This is a genomic window from Pseudomonas sp. SJZ103 (assembly GCF_007828335.1).
Lineage (GTDB): Bacteria > Pseudomonadota > Gammaproteobacteria > Pseudomonadales > Pseudomonadaceae > Aquipseudomonas.
In genome coordinates this window covers 123,856-138,010 of the sequence record NZ_VIUN01000012.1, presented here as the reverse complement: position 1 = coordinate 138,010, position 14,155 = coordinate 123,856, and the positions used below count along the sequence as shown (strand labels likewise).

The following is a 14,155-nucleotide window of genomic DNA, read 5'->3' as shown; positions in this document are numbered from 1 at the left end:
CCTTATTGGCCATCCAGCTCGTCAAGCCGCACTTGCAGCATCCTCTCCAGCTCCAGCATCAGCTTCTCCAGGGACTTCACACTCGCTTCGATCAGGGGCCGATCATCGCCCCGGGCACAGGCCTGTTCGAGGGCTTCGCACTGCGAGGCCAGCGCACTGGCCTGAACGATGCGAGCGGCTCCCTTGATCTTGTGAGCCTGTTCGATGATGTCCTCGACGCCGGTCTGCGCAGCCATCAACGCGACCAACTCCTGGCGATCCTGGCGACTGCTGCTCAGCAACTCCTTCAGCAGCAGGCGGCACATATGTGGATCGCCACCGGTAAGGGCCTCGAAATTGCCGATGTCCAGGATCAGGCCGGTGGGCTGGGGGCTGATCTTTGCCAGTTGCCGCTCCAGCGCCGTGAGGTTGATAGGCTTGAACAGGCAGTCATCCATGCCCGCCTGTGCACAGCGTTGCTTCTCTTCTGGCTGGGCATTGGCCGTAAAACCCAGTACTACGCAAGGCGTCAGCTGTTCGCGTTGCTCGTATTCGCGGATCGAACGGCTCAACTCGTAGCCATTCATGATCGGCATGTTGCAATCGGCGATTACCAGGTCGAAGTGCTCCTGGCGCCAGGCCTGGAAGCCGGCAGCGCCGTTCTGGGCGGCGGTGAACTGGTGGCCCAGGTAGCCGAGCTGCTGACACATCAACAGGCGATTCGCCGGATGGTCGTCCACTACCAGCACATTGAGCACAGGCACATCTGTGGTTGCGGCAGGCTTGAGTTCGTCGACTACCTGCGCTGCCTGCAGGCGATTCATCTTCAGGTTCACATGCACCTGGGTGCCCACCATGGGCACGCTGCTCAGGCTCAGTTGCCCGCCCATCATGGCGCACAGGCTGCGACAGATCACCAGCCCAAGGCCGGCACCGCTCCTGGCCAACTGTCCTGAGTTGTCCGCCTGGGCAAAGGGTTCGAACAGGCGCATCTGGTCGTCCCGGCTGATACCGATGCCGGTGTCCTCCACCACCAGTTTCATCTCGACCTGCTGCGGCAATTCGGTGGCTGATACTTCCACCTTGATCTTTACCTGGCCACGTTCGGTGAACTTGATGGCATCGCTGATCAGATTGGACAGCACCTGCTTGAAGCGCAGTGGGTCGATCAGGACTTCGGTGTGTTCAAGATCAGGCGTGAACTCCAGCAACAGGCTAAGGGTCTTCTGGCGTGCCAGGCCGTCGAAGACACGCACTACCGACTCGATCACCTCCCTCAGGTTCACGCGTTCCGGTGCCAGGCTGAGGCGACCGGATTCAATCCGTGCGATGTCCAGGATGTCGCCGATCAGCTCCAGCAGATCCTTGGCCGAGTTGTAGGCAACTTCGATGGCGGGGCGGTCGAGGTGGCCCTGGTCCGCCCGCTTCAGGGTCAACTCCAGCATGCCGATCACCGCGTTCATCGGCGTGCGGATTTCGTGGCTCATGGTGGCGAGGAACGTGCTCTTGGCCCGATTGGCTTCGTCGGCTCGCTCCTTGGCTGTGCGAAGTTCGTCGAACAACTGGCGTCGTTCACTGATATCGATCCAGCCACCGATGATGCCCTGAACTTCACCGACGGAGTCGCGGTACGGCAGGATCCAGTGGTAGATCGTCAGTTTTTTTCCGCGAATATGCAGGGTGCGATCCAGGATCAGCGGGTTGCCTTCGGCCACCACGCGCTGATAGTCGGCATGGTATTGCGCCGCCTCGACTGCGAGGGCTGTGCTGATCTGGACCGCGCTTTTACCTATCACGTCTTCGCGCTTGACGTCGAACGCCTGCAAGTAACTGTCGTTGCAGGTCTGCAGCAGCCCCTTGTTGTCACGTACGTAGATCGGGTGCGGGGTTTCATTGACCAGGGCGCGCATGAACTCAAACTGATCATTGAGGGCGCGCTCGGCCATTTTCCGGTGCTTGATCTGGCGGCGCATGTACGCGTTCCAGCTCAGGGAGATCAGCAGCAGCAGCCCGGTCCCGATGATGATGCGCGCAATCAGTTGGTGATAATCACGCCAGTAGCTGTCTGAGGCGGCGGTATAGCCGCGCCAACGACTGTTGATCACGCCCAGTTCATCCGGTGCGATGCTGAGCAAAGCCTTGTCGAGAATCGAGCTGAGTTCGGTGGCGCTGCGTGATGTCGCCAGCCCGAAGGTGGCCGGCATCGTGCCAATGCTGAAGCTGATTTGAATCTTGTCCTGAAGCATCTGCGAGGACAGGAAGTAATTGGCGACCACCAGCGTATTAACTGCGCCCTCTACATGGCCTTGTACCAGCAGTTCGGCTGACTTGAATGTGTCGCCGGTTTCTACCAACTGAATCTTTGGGAAGTGCTCACGCAGGAATTTTTTCAGTGGACTGCCTTGAGTGACCGCCAGGCGCTTGCCTTCCATTTCCTCCAGACCTGTAGGTGCCTGGCCGTCCTTGCGTGTCAACATCACGTAGGAGTTTTCCAGATAGGGACGACTGAAGTTCAGTTGGGCTTCTCGCTCGACGCTGGGGATGACTGCTCCGATGATGTCCGCTTTGCCGGTCTCTACGTGCTCGATCATCGTGTTCACATCACGCCCGCGCTGGACTTCGAAGCGCAGCCCTGTGCGCAGGCGAATCAACTCCAGCAGGTCGGCCGTAATGCCGCGAAAATTACCATCGGCGTCGAAGAAGGTCAGCGGCGCAAAGGTGGGGTTCACGATCACTTTGACTACTGGGTTTTCTCTCAGCCAACGTTCTTCGCGAAGGGTCAGCTGCAGCTTTTGGTCGGTCAAGAGGATGTCGCTGCCGGCACTCCAGCGTTTGGCGATCGTTTCCCGTTCGGAGGTGGGCACGGCCCTCAGTACGGCGTCGACGATGCTCAACAGCATTCGCTGGTCCTGGGGCATTGCAAAGCTGAATCCATAGGCTTCATGTCTACCGAAGTTAGCCATGCGAATGTTTTTCAGATAACCCTTGTTGATCATGTAGTGGGTGGAAATGGTATCGCCGAGAAAAACGTCAGCCTGCTCGAAAGCCACTGCATTCAAGGCGTTTTGATAAGAGGGGTAGGCACGGATGATTGCCTTGGGGTACAGCTTTTCCACCTCGTGCAGTGGCAGATAGTGATAGACCAGTGCCAGCCGCATGCCTGCCAGCCCATCATTCAGGCTGCGAGTTTCGCCTTCGCGGGTCACCAGTACCGGCCGGTCTACGGCGTACGGCTCCGACAGGGTCAGGTTGGGGTTTGCCGCTTCAAAACTGTTGGAAGAGCCCAGTAGGTCGATATCCCCCGCTTCGAGGGCACGAATGGCGGCCTCCCGAGAGGGGTAGCGCAACACTTTTACCGGCACGTCCAGCGCCATTGCCAGCAAGCCGGCGTAGTCGGCGGTGAGTCCCTCATAGTCACGCCCGCTGGAGGTGAGGTCAAAAGGCGGGTAGTCAGGAAACGCCGCGCCCAGTACCAGTTCGCGTTTGTTCTGGAGCCATTGGCGCTGGGCCTTGTTCAGGTGGGGCTCCAGCTGCACGGAGCTCGCGCGACTCAATAGGTTGAAATGCTCCGGGCTTGCTGGAAGGGTTGCAGGTACGGCGGTGCTGAAGCACAAACCGGCACTCAATATAATCAAATAGTCCTTTATACGCCTGGGCATCCGCTTTCTCACACTAGCGCGTTTCGTTTTGCCATCTCGATAAGTTCTACCAAGGACTTGGCTTGAAGTTTTTGCATCAGCCTCTTTTTATATGTGCTTACTGTTTTGTTGCTCAGGAACATACCTTTAGCGATTTCCTTGTTGGTACGGCCTTGTGCAAAAAGTTGCAATACCATCAACTCACGATCATTAACGGCCTTGAACAGTTCAAGTTCCTTGCCGCTTTCATCGCAGGGGGTCAAGGCTTGGCTGGGGAAGTAGTTGTAACCGGACAGTACGGCGCGGATGGCGCTCATCAGCTCGCTCAGGTCACCTTCCTTGCACACGTAGCCATCGGCGCCCGAACGCATGCATCGAGTGGCAAACAGGGTGGGGGATTGAGCCGTCAGAACGAGGGTTTTCATCGAGGCGTTCATGGCGTTGAAGCGGCAAAGCACTTCCAGGCCATCGAGTTTTGGAATGCTGATGTCCAGGATGATCAGGTCCGGCATGCATTCGCGGACCATTTGTATGGCGTCGCATCCGTTATCCGTTTCGCCGACTACTTTGAAATTTTCTTCGTGCTCCAACAACATTCGTATGGCCAGCCTTATAACGGGATGGTCGTCAATAATAAAAACTGTGTTCATGATCATATTCCATGCAAGTACAAATAAAGCGGGCACATTAGCTCAGAAGCCGACGGGTAAGCATGAACTTGGGTGGCAACAGGTATAAAACAGGAAAGTTCCTACATTAAAAAAGGTAAAAGCCTACCTGTCTCTAAGGAGTTGTAACGCGACAGGTCAACGTTTCGCAGGGGCATGGGTTGAAGGGGCATGGCAAGAACTTTACGGTGGTTGTGCGAGAATTTTCCGACCGGACGATTTGTTTAAAGTCCTACATTTATAACGTCAGTAATGTATGGGTCAAATGTGCAAGCTCATCTTTATTCAACGGCTTTGGCAAGTAGCCGAGCAATGGCAGGCCACGTTTGAGGGCTTGGGTTTGCAACGCTGAAAGTTCTGTCTCGGGAAGTCCGCTGAGCAAGATGGCGGCCTTGATAAAGCATTGGCGACTGGCAATTTCAATCAGTTCAAGCCCAGGCAGGTCGGGCAGGCACTGGTCACACAGGATGATGTCGAAGGGCACCTCGGCCTGGGTCATCAAACGGATTGCCTGCTCGGCGTTTTCGGCCGGGGCGAGGTGTTCGAAGCCGAAGCTTCTCAGCAGGCATTGGGTGGCGAGCAGTTGAAAGGGATGGTCCTCCACCAACAGGATACGAAGAGGGTAACTGGGCATAGAAGGCACACGGTGAGTCAAGCGTCGATAGGGGGCACGTAGGAACTGTTCACCAGACCTGCCCGGAGCGTGCGCGATTATTCTTCGGGTGCTTGTGCGAATTCGATCAGGCCGCTCTGTTCCCGTCGTAGGCAGATTCTGTTCAGTGAACAGGCGGCCTGATCAGTCAGGCTATTGAGGGCTGGAGCGCCCGGTCATCTCCCGTGCCATCTCGGTGGCATAGCTGTCGGTCATGCCGGCGATGAAGTCGATCATCCGCAGGAACGACCTGTGCAGCGGCCACGCAGGGTCCGGCGCGTTGTTGCCCAGCAGGTCGAGAATGCGCCGGTTCTTGAACGACGGCGTGCGTCCGCCGTGCTGCTCCAGGGCCGCGCCGCAGAAGGCGTTCAACAGGATTTCCAGGGTGGTGTAGGCGCCGATCTCGTGCAGAGTCTTGCGCTTGTCCTGGAAGATCTTTTTGCGCGCCATGTCCTTGGCATCCAGCACGCAGCGTTTGGCGGGGCCGTGCATATGCTCCACCAGGTCGCCGGGCAAGGTGCCAGCCAACAAGGCATCCTGTTGTTCGACGAAGGCGCGCGCCGCAGCGTTGGTCAAGTGCTCGATGGCCTTGCCGCGCAGGATCGCCAGCTTGCGTCGGCGCGAATCCTGGGAGCCCAGTTGGCGGTAAGTCTGCGGCAGGTCGTCGCCCACCAGGTCGAGCAGCAGCGACTCGACTTCGGCGTACTCCAGGAGGTCCATTTCCAGGCCGTCCTCCAGGTCGATCAAGGCGTAGCAGATGTCGTCTGCTGCCTCCATCAGATAGACCAGGGGATGGCGAGCCCAGCGTTGTTCCTCGAGTTGCGGCAGGCCGAGCTTGCTGGCGATCTGTTCGAGGATCGGCAATTCGCTCTGGTAGCAGCCGAACTTGTGTTTCTTGTAACCCAGGGAATCGGCGTGGCGGGCAGTCCAGGGGTACTTGAGATACGTGCCCAAGGTCGCGTAAGTCAGGCGCGTGCCGCCGTCGAACTGGTGGTATTCCAACTGGGTCAGTACCCGGAACCCTTGGGCATTGCCTTCGAAGTTGAGGAAATCATTGCGCTCGGCGGTGCTCATGTCGTCCAGCCAGCCGCGCCCCGCTGCCTGCTGGAACCAGTGGCGGATGGCGTCTTCGCCGGAATGCCCGAACGGCGGGTTGCCGATGTCATGGGCCAGGCAGGCCGATTGCACCACCATGCCCAGGTCGCTCGGGTCGCACCAGTCGGGCAGGGCGCTGCGAAGGGTTTCGCCCACGCGCATGCCGAGGGAGCGGCCTACGCAGCTGACTTCCAGGGAGTGGGTCAGGCGGGTATGGATATGGTCGTTGCTGGACACCGGGTGCACTTGGGTCTTGCGGCCCAGGCGGCGAAACGCGCCGGAGAAGATAATGCGGTCATGGTCTTTGTGAAACGGGCTGCGGCCGAGTTCTTCCGGGCTGTGCAGGGGTTTTCCAAGGCGTTCGCGGGTAAGCAGGGTGGGCCAATCCAAGGCGGGTACTCTCCGTACGGTGAATGACCCTCCCAGCTTCCCGGTTCCGCCCTGACGGGGCAAGCGAAAATCTACAGGCCGGCCGCGTCGATATCGATTAACAGCAAGCGCTGACCGTTATGGAAGAATTGTCCGGCGGTGAGGCAGTACTGGTTGGTGGTGGCGTCACGGTAGGTCGAGGACAACGTCAGGCGACGCTCCTCCCAACCTTCGGCCAGCAGGTGATAGAAGTACGGGCGCCACGACCAGTTGTGGCCCAGATAGCGGCTGTCGGCCTGCCAGGCGTCCTGGCGCCATTCGAAGTTGGGGGTCAACTGGGTGCCATGCCGGTCGCACTGGTAAAAGCGCAGCAGCCAGGGGAAGGCTGGCAGTTGGGGCAAGTGATCCAGCGGGGCTTGGGCTTGTGCCCAGGATTGCAGAATCTTCATCAGTTCGGTCAATTGCTGGCGCAGTTGCATGATGCGGCCGCGTTCGGCCAGTTTCTGCTGGACATACGCCGCGCGCAGTTGGTCAAAACGCGGCACGAAGGCGTCGGTGGCGAACCAGTCCAATTGCGCCTGGGCAAACAGATAGCCCTGCACATAGCGCGACCCGCATTCCAGGGCGAAGCTCAGCTGCGCCTCGGTTTCCACGCCTTCGGCAATGATCCAGCAGCCGGTTTTTTCCGCCATCTGCGCCAGCGCTCGCACTACGTCACTGCTCGGCCCGCCCCTGGCGGCTTGCTGGAACAGGCGCATGTCCAGCTTGAGAATGTCCGGCTGCAGCGCCAATACCCGGTCAAGCTGGGAATAGCCGGCGCCGAAGTCATCGATGGCGATGCGCGCACCGGCCTCGCGATAACGTGCCACCACCTCGGCCAGGCGCTGGATGTCGCCGCCCAGTTCGGTGATCTCGAACACAATGCGCTGCGGGTCGACGCCATGGCTGTGAATCTGTTTGAGACTCGGCAGCGCCTGGCCCGGGCGCAGTTGGTTAATCCAGCGCGGCGAGATATTCAGGCTCAGGAACCAGTCTTGCGGGGCTTCATGCAGGCGGCTTAACGCATTGTCGCGAATCTGCCGGTCGAGACGGCGCAAGGTCGCGCCTGGCGTGCGTGGGTCGGCGAACAACGGGCCAACGGAGTGCAAACTGCCATCAGCCTGGCGTAGACGGCCCAAGGCTTCGACGCCAGCAATGCGACCGGTGGCGGTGTCGATAAACGGCTGGAAGCAGGCGAGCGGTTGCCCGTCGATCACGGGGCCTCCTTAAGAGAGGTGGCGAAAAAAGGCCCGGCCCTCGAAAACGGGGACCGGGCCGATTCTGTTAGCAAGAATGCAGCCAGCCGGCTCAACCTTTGCGTGAATTGCCTTGCATGGCCAGTTTGATCAGCGGGATTAATCCGGCACCGAGCCGAACCAGGCGCGTCACACTGCTGATCCCGCCGCCCTTGGCGCCCTTACCGGTGAAGAAACCGATCAGCGTTACAGCGGCCACGCCCCACAGCGGCGCGTGCTTGATGCCCAGGCCGCCCTGAAAGCTTTGGCCCATGTTGCGCACCTTGTTCAGCGGCACCATCAATTGCTGGGACTCGTGGCGAATCTCCTGGCGGTGCATCTCCATGCGCAGGCGGATCAAGGCCTTGCGCATTTCCCGGCGGGAGGTTTGCTGGGTTTCATTCGAGCTCATGGCAGCAGGCGCTCCCGATCATTGGCCAGTTCTTCGAGGGTGGCATGGAACGGCGTGGACTCATCGAACACTGCCGCTTTCAAGCGCACCCCGCAGAAGGCGGCGGCCAGGGTATAGAACACACAGAGGCAAATGATCCCGGTCAGGCGGTAGCCCGTGTCCCATACCAGGATCATCACCAGCGTCGACAACCCCACCAGCAGCAACAGGGCAAACACCAGTGCCAGGCCGGCAAACAGCAGCAGGCTGACGGTGCGGGCCTTCTGTTCCTGCAATTCGATGCCAAACAGTTCGACGTGGCTGTGCAGCAAGCCTAGAACGGCCGCGCCCAGGCGTCGTGAGGTGGTACCCGTGGACGAGCCAGTTTCGCCGATAGACATGATTAGCGCCTTGTGGCCAGCAGGCCGATCAGAAAGCCCACGCCAGCGGCAATGCCTACCGACTGCCAAGGGTTGGCCTGCACGTAATCTTCCGTCGCGGTGACCGCCGCCTGGCCGCGCTCGCGCAGGGAGTCTTCGGTTTGCTTGAGGGTTTCGCGGGCCTGTAACAGCGTGTCATGAATCTTGGCGCGCAGTTCATCGGCCTGGTCTCCCGCAAGCACCTTAGTGTCGTCCAGCAACCTTTCGGTGTCAGTCACCAGGGTTTGAAAATCCGCCATCAGTATTTCTTGAGCAGTCTTTGCAGTTCTTCTGGCCATGGTTATCTCCGTGATTGGCTGATCGGTACGTGTGGTTTCGAGTCACCGGCTTCGGTGAAGGTTCAGTGCAATTGTGTGGTACAGCTTTTGCTTTGCCTTGGTGCGCAGGCTCCTGGGCCTGCGCTGAATCTGGGCGGCCTAAGGCCAGTGCCTTAAAAACCTTACCCTAAATAACTGAAACTCGCGGAAAAACCCTGTCGGCAATGGCCTGTTGTGTTTTTCGCTGCGCTAAAGCGGTTCATGCCCTCTGAAGAGGGGTGGGGCCGGTGGTGCCAATTTAGTGCGCGAAACCCTGGCTTGAACCGCTTTGGTGCTTTTTGCCTTTAATGCAGGCCTGCCACCCTCCATGGAAAATTTGCAAAGTGCAGTGGATACCCTCGTCCACAGTTCCAACACCCTGTTCATCCTGATTGGTGCGGTCATGGTCCTGGCCATGCACGCCGGCTTCGCGTTTCTGGAAGTCGGGACGGTGCGCCAGAAAAACCAGGTCAACGCCCTGTCGAAGATCCTCAGCGACTTCGCCATCTCCACCCTGGCCTATTTCTTTATAGGCTATTGGATCTCCTACGGTGTGAGCTTCATGCAACCGGCGGCCGTGATCAGTGCCGATCATGGTTATGGCCTGGTGAAGTTCTTCTTCCTGCTGACGTTTGCGGCAGCGATCCCGGCGATCATCTCCGGCGGTATTGCGGAGCGTGCAAAGTTCGCTCCGCAGTTGTGCGCCACTGCGTTGATCGTGGCATTTATCTATCCGTTTTTCGAAGGCATGGTGTGGAACGGCAATTTCGGTTTGCAGGCCTGGCTGCTCAAGACGTTTGGCGCCAGCTTCCATGACTTTGCCGGCTCCGTGGTGGTGCATGCCATGGGCGGCTGGCTGGCGCTGGCGGCGGTGTTGCTGCTGGGCCCACGCAACGGGCGCTACCGCGAAGGGCGCCTGGTGGCCTTCGCGCCGTCGAGCATTCCGTTCCTGGCGCTGGGGTCGTGGATCCTGATTGTCGGCTGGTTCGGTTTTAACGTGATGAGCGCGCAGACCCTGGACGGTGTCAGCGGTCTGGTGGCGGTCAACTCGCTGATGGCCATGGTCGGTGGCACCGTTGCCGCCCTGGTGATCGGCCGCAATGACCCCGGTTTCCTGCATAACGGTCCGTTGGCCGGGCTGGTGGCGATCTGCGCGGGTTCCGACCTGATGCATCCGGTGGGCGCGCTGGTCACCGGTGTGGTCGCGGGCGGGCTGTTTGTGTGGTGCTTTATCGCCGCCCAGGATCGCTGGAAGATCGACGACGTGCTGGGTGTATGGCCACTGCACGGCCTGTGCGGTGTATGGGGCGGGATTGCGTGCGGCATCTTTGGCCAGACGGCGCTGGGTGGATTGGGCGGCGTGAGCCTGATCAGCCAATTGATCGGCACGGGGCTCGGTGTGGCCGTCGCGTTCGGCGGCGGCCTGCTGGTGTACGGCGTGATCAAGCGCGTGCACGGGCTGCGCCTGAGCCAGGAAGAGGAGTATTACGGCGCAGACCTGTCGATCCACAAGATCGGTGCGGTCAGTCAGGATTGATCGGCGCCTCTTCGTCGGTGCTCGGATGCGTGTAAAAACCGTGCAGCAGGCGATAGCGGTTATGCCGTACTTCATCGACCCGCGCCTGCACCTGGTGGTCCGGCAGGCCCAGCAGGATCAAGGCGTGGGAGGCGAGCATCAGGCTCGACTCCAGCAACTCGGGCACCACTTCGTTGGCGCCCGCGGCTTTTAATTCAGCCAACTGGCTGTCATCGCGGGTGCGCACCAGGATCGGCACGTCGGGGTTGATATGGCGTGCTTCCTTGAGCACCGCCAGGGCGACATCACTGTTGTCCACGGCAATCACCACCAGGCGCGCGCGTTCCAGGCCCACTGCACTGAGCAACGCGCCACGGCGACAATCGCCGTAATGCACGCTGCTGTCTTCGGTGGCGGCTTCCTGCACCCGTTCCGGGTCGTCATCCAGGGCGATAAACGCCTGTTGCTCATTGCGCAGAAAGCGCCCGATGGATTGCCCGACCCGGCCATAGCCGCAGATGACCGCATGCCCTTGTAATTGGGCGTTGAGGGCGGTGATCTGTTCCAATTGCACCTGTTGGTTGGGCTTGCGGTGCAGGCGTAGGGCAATCGCCGGTGCGGCGCGCAACAGCAGTGGGGTCAGCAGCATCGAACAGAACGTAGCGGCGAGCAGCAAGCCGTTGAATTCATCGGGTATCAACCGGCTCTGCTGCATCTGCGCCATCAGCGCAAAACAGAACTCACCGCCCTGGGCCAGGGCCAGGCCGCTGCGCCAGGCAGTCTCACTGTCGCTGCCGCGCAGCTTGACCAACGCAGCCACCACACACCCTTTGATCAGCATCAGCGCGAGGGTCATGCCGAGGATCAACAGGCTGTGGCTGACGAACAACTGCAGGTCGATGAGCATGCCGATGCTGACGAAAAACAGCCCCAGCAGGATGTCGCGAAAGGGGCGGATATCCGCTTCGATCTGATGGCGGTAATGGCTTTCGCCCAGCAGCATGCCGGCCAGGAAGGCGCCGAGGGCAGGGGAGAGGCCCAGCAAGTGGGTGAGCCAGGCGGTCAGCAAGACGATCACCAGCGCCAGCAGCACAAACAGCTCCGCCGAATGGGACGCGGCGACCTCATGAAACAAGCGCGGCAATAACCAGCGGCTGGCGAGCAACAGGCCCACGAACAACACCACGGTTTTGCCCAGCGTCAGCGGCAATGCCCAGTACCAGGCCTGCTCGCTGCTGCCGGCGAACACCGGTACCAACGTCAGCAGCAACACCGCCACCACATCCTGGAACAGCAACACACCGATCGCGTTCTGGCCATGGCTGCTGAAGATTTCGCCGAGGCTGGTCAGTTCCTTGCTGACGATTGCTGTGGACGACAGCGCCAGCCCTGCACCCAGCAACAAGGCGATGCCCGGCGTCACACCAAAGGCTATCAACAAGCCCCCCAGCAGCACGCTGCAACCCAGCACCTGCAAGCTGCCCAGGCCAAACACTACGCGGCGCAGGGCGAGCATCTTGGTCAGGGAAAACTCCAGGCCCAGGGAAAACAGCAGGAACACCACGCCCAGTTCGGCGAGGTCGGGCAGATCCTCGCTGTCATTCACCCAGTCCAGGGCAGTGGGCCCCACGGCCAGGCCCACGCACAGGTAGCCCAGCACGGGTGGCAGTTGCAGACGGCGAAACAGCGCAATCACCACCAGGGATGAGGCCAGAATGATCAGCAGGTTGGCGAACACAAGCATCTCCATTGCAGGGTGAGCGGGCAAAAAGCCGCGAGAATCGCTGAATCAGTTATAGGCCATGGTGATCTGGGTCAGGGTTTATTGTGGCAAGCCCGCTCGCCACAGGTTTTTGTCAGGCTTAGAATACTTGTCTACTTACTGATCAGGGCCATTCGTCATGCTTCCTGAATGCCAGTTGTTCGGCACCCTGGGTTGCCATCTTTGTGAAATTGCCGAAGCCGAAATCATGCCGCTCGTCGAGCGCGGGTTGCTGGTTGAGTTGGTTGATATCACCGACCCCGAAGACCTGACCGACGCCTACGGCCTAAGGATTCCGGTGCTTCGGCGGGTGGACACGGGGGCTGAACTGGATTGGCCCTTCGATGCGGATCAGGTTGTCGCCTTCCTGCGCTGACGTTTATGCGATGGCGGGTTTCCGAATATTACGTTACTGTATGTTTGTACAGCGATTGAATAGAGGGAACGCCCGTGGTGAATGTTGAACAACTGAAAAGCAGCGTCAATCGCATGTCTGCCGATGTCGTGCGCGACGCGGTGAACGAGCTGCGCCTCGACGGCCTGGTCACGGAAGGCAAGACGCCGTTTAACAAAGTGCATTTCAATACCTGCTTTGCCGAGATCGAAGCGTTGTTCCAGCGCGCCGGTTATCACAAGCAGCTCGATGTGGTGGGCTACCAGGGCCTGTTGTACGCGCTTTACGATCCCGGCCGCTGGGAGGCGGTGGACGTGCTGCGCTGGCTCAAGGAGTTCACCGAGGCGGCGAGTGCTTCGCCGATCCTGCGGGCGGAATTGGCCAAGGCCTGAGATCCGCCCTAGGCCGAGTCCCGCTTCATGCGGGATAATGCCTGCCTGTTTTTCCCAGGCTTCGAGCACTTCATGTCCACATCCGCTTTTTCCGCGTCCCAGCACCAAGCCAGCACCCTGTACCTGCCACCTGGCCCCTGGACAACGGTGCTGGAGTGTCTGTGCGAGCACTTTGCGGCGATCAGCCGCGAACACTGGCTGGACCGCATCGCCCGGGGGCGGGTGCTGGATGTCAATGGCAACCCCATCCCCCTGGACCTGGCCTACAAGGAAGGCCTGTGCATCTATTACTTCCGTGAAGTACCCAACGAAAAAGTCATCCCGGTGCAGGAAACCATCCTCTACGCCGACGAGCACCTGGTGGTGGCGGACAAACCGCACTTCCTGCCCGTGACCCCGGCCGGCGAGTACGTCGAGCAAACCCTGCTGCGCCGCCTGATTCGCCGCCTGGACAACCCTGCACTGGTGCCCCTGCACCGCATCGACCGGCACACCGCCGGGCTGGTGTTGTTCTCGGCCAACCCGTCCAGCCGCTCGGCCTATCAGCAGCTGTTTCCCACGCGCCAGATCGATAAATTCTACGAAGCCATTGCCCCGGCTTTGCCTGGGCTGACGTTCCCATTGGTACACAAAAGCCGCCTGGTGGATGGCGAACCGTTCTTCCGCATGCAGGAGGGCCCGGGCGCCAGCAATACCGAAACAGCGGTGGAGGTGCGGGAAAAGAATGGCGACTTATGGCGCTACGGCCTGTTTCCCGTGACCGGCAAGAAGCACCAGTTGCGCGTGCACATGACCGCGCTGGGGGCGAGCATCTGCAACGATCCGTTCTACCCGGAGGTGATCAAGGATGCCGTCGACGATTACGCCAACCCTCTCAAGCTGCTGGCCCAGGGCGTGCGGTTTGTCGACCCGGTCACCGCTGAAGAACGCCTTTTTCGCAGCCGGATCACCCTCGACTGGTGACCCCGGAAACGACAAGGCCCGCGCGAGGCGGGCCTTATGTGCAAGCGCTGAGACTTACAGGTCTTTAACGGTGCGAACCTGATCTTTGTTGATGCGGGTACGCTTGCCGTCAAGTTGTTCGAATTCGTAGAAACCCGAATCTTCGTTGTATTTCGGGGTGTCGACGGCCTGGATTTCGCGACCGTCATTCAGGGTGATCACTGTCGGCGAGGCGCAACCGGCGAGGGTAGCCAGGCCCAGTGCAAGCATGAGAGCGGCGATGGTCCGTTGAGTCATGGGTGTTGTCTCCGAGAGAATACTTTTTTGATTACTGACCTTGTGACGTG

The 14,155-nt window shown here is 59.9% G+C and carries 14 protein-coding genes; 4 read left to right on the top strand and 10 right to left on the bottom strand.

Annotation, left to right across the window (positions count from 1 at the left end; all coding sequences use genetic code 11):
- Nucleotides 1–2: 2 nt before the first annotated feature.
- From FBY10_RS23275 to FBY10_RS23240, 8 genes are all read right to left on the bottom strand, one after another.
- Nucleotides 3–3,638, bottom strand: coding sequence for a transporter substrate-binding domain-containing protein (locus tag FBY10_RS23275; protein WP_145338069.1), 3,636 nt, complete (start codon nucleotides 3,636–3,638; stop codon nucleotides 3–5).
- 8 nt (nucleotides 3,639–3,646) lie between these two features.
- Nucleotides 3,647–4,267: a response regulator transcription factor gene (locus FBY10_RS23270; protein ID WP_065939963.1), complete on the bottom strand. Its 621-nt coding sequence runs from the start codon at nucleotides 4,265–4,267 to the stop codon at nucleotides 3,647–3,649.
- 256 nt (nucleotides 4,268–4,523) lie between these two features.
- A complete protein-coding gene (locus tag FBY10_RS23265; protein WP_145338066.1) occupies nucleotides 4,524–4,919 on the bottom strand; it encodes a response regulator in 396 nt (131 codons plus the stop codon).
- A 171-nt stretch (nucleotides 4,920–5,090) separates the two neighbouring features.
- The gene (locus tag FBY10_RS23260) at nucleotides 5,091–6,422 is read right to left on the bottom strand and encodes a deoxyguanosinetriphosphate triphosphohydrolase (RefSeq protein WP_145338064.1); all 1,332 of its coding nucleotides are present in this window, start codon (nucleotides 6,420–6,422) and stop codon (nucleotides 5,091–5,093) included.
- Between the two features lie 71 nt (nucleotides 6,423–6,493).
- Complete coding sequence (locus FBY10_RS23255; RefSeq protein WP_131699503.1) at nucleotides 6,494–7,657, bottom strand: EAL domain-containing protein; 1,164 nt, start codon at nucleotides 7,655–7,657, stop codon at nucleotides 6,494–6,496.
- 91 nt (nucleotides 7,658–7,748) lie between these two features.
- Nucleotides 7,749–8,087: a hypothetical protein gene (locus tag FBY10_RS23250; protein ID WP_131699502.1), complete on the bottom strand. Its 339-nt coding sequence runs from the start codon at nucleotides 8,085–8,087 to the stop codon at nucleotides 7,749–7,751.
- Nucleotides 8,084–8,467, bottom strand: coding sequence for a phage holin family protein (locus tag FBY10_RS23245; protein WP_033901397.1), 384 nt, complete (start codon nucleotides 8,465–8,467; stop codon nucleotides 8,084–8,086). Before FBY10_RS23245 ends, FBY10_RS23250 begins: the two co-directional genes overlap by 4 nt.
- A gap of 2 nt (nucleotides 8,468–8,469) precedes the next feature.
- Complete coding sequence (locus FBY10_RS23240) at nucleotides 8,470–8,784, bottom strand: YqjD family protein (protein WP_012723021.1); 315 nt, start codon at nucleotides 8,782–8,784, stop codon at nucleotides 8,470–8,472.
- A gap of 346 nt (nucleotides 8,785–9,130) precedes the next feature.
- Here FBY10_RS23240 and FBY10_RS23235 point away from each other — a divergent pair, with 346 nt between their 5' ends.
- Nucleotides 9,131–10,339, top strand: coding sequence for an ammonium transporter (locus FBY10_RS23235; RefSeq protein WP_090410096.1), 1,209 nt, complete (start codon nucleotides 9,131–9,133; stop codon nucleotides 10,337–10,339).
- Here the strand turns inward: FBY10_RS23235 and FBY10_RS23230 are convergent.
- Nucleotides 10,326–12,062 carry a monovalent cation:proton antiporter-2 (CPA2) family protein gene (locus FBY10_RS23230; protein WP_205885751.1) on the bottom strand — a complete coding sequence of 579 codons (1,737 nt, stop codon included), beginning with the start codon at nucleotides 12,060–12,062 and terminating at the stop codon, nucleotides 10,326–10,328. The two genes, FBY10_RS23235 and FBY10_RS23230, sit on opposite strands and share 14 nt — an antisense overlap.
- Before the next feature lie 157 nt (nucleotides 12,063–12,219).
- Between FBY10_RS23230 and FBY10_RS23225 the strand changes: the two genes are divergently transcribed.
- The 3 genes from FBY10_RS23225 (at nucleotide 12,220) to FBY10_RS23215 (ending at nucleotide 13,829) form a co-directional block, all read left to right on the top strand.
- Entirely contained in the window at nucleotides 12,220–12,456 is a 237-nt protein-coding gene (locus FBY10_RS23225) for a glutaredoxin family protein (RefSeq protein WP_131699500.1), read from the top strand.
- A gap of 74 nt (nucleotides 12,457–12,530) precedes the next feature.
- Nucleotides 12,531–12,866, top strand: coding sequence for a hypothetical protein (locus FBY10_RS23220; RefSeq protein ID WP_010565034.1), 336 nt, complete (start codon nucleotides 12,531–12,533; stop codon nucleotides 12,864–12,866).
- Between the two features lie 72 nt (nucleotides 12,867–12,938).
- Nucleotides 12,939–13,829: a pseudouridine synthase gene (locus FBY10_RS23215; protein ID WP_145338062.1), complete on the top strand. Its 891-nt coding sequence runs from the start codon at nucleotides 12,939–12,941 to the stop codon at nucleotides 13,827–13,829.
- A 54-nt stretch (nucleotides 13,830–13,883) separates the two neighbouring features.
- On the opposite strand, the gene FBY10_RS23210 is transcribed toward FBY10_RS23215, so the two are convergent.
- Nucleotides 13,884–14,105, bottom strand: coding sequence for a YgdI/YgdR family lipoprotein (locus FBY10_RS23210; RefSeq protein WP_010211805.1), 222 nt, complete (start codon nucleotides 14,103–14,105; stop codon nucleotides 13,884–13,886).
- Between the last annotated feature and the right edge of the window lie 50 nt (nucleotides 14,106–14,155).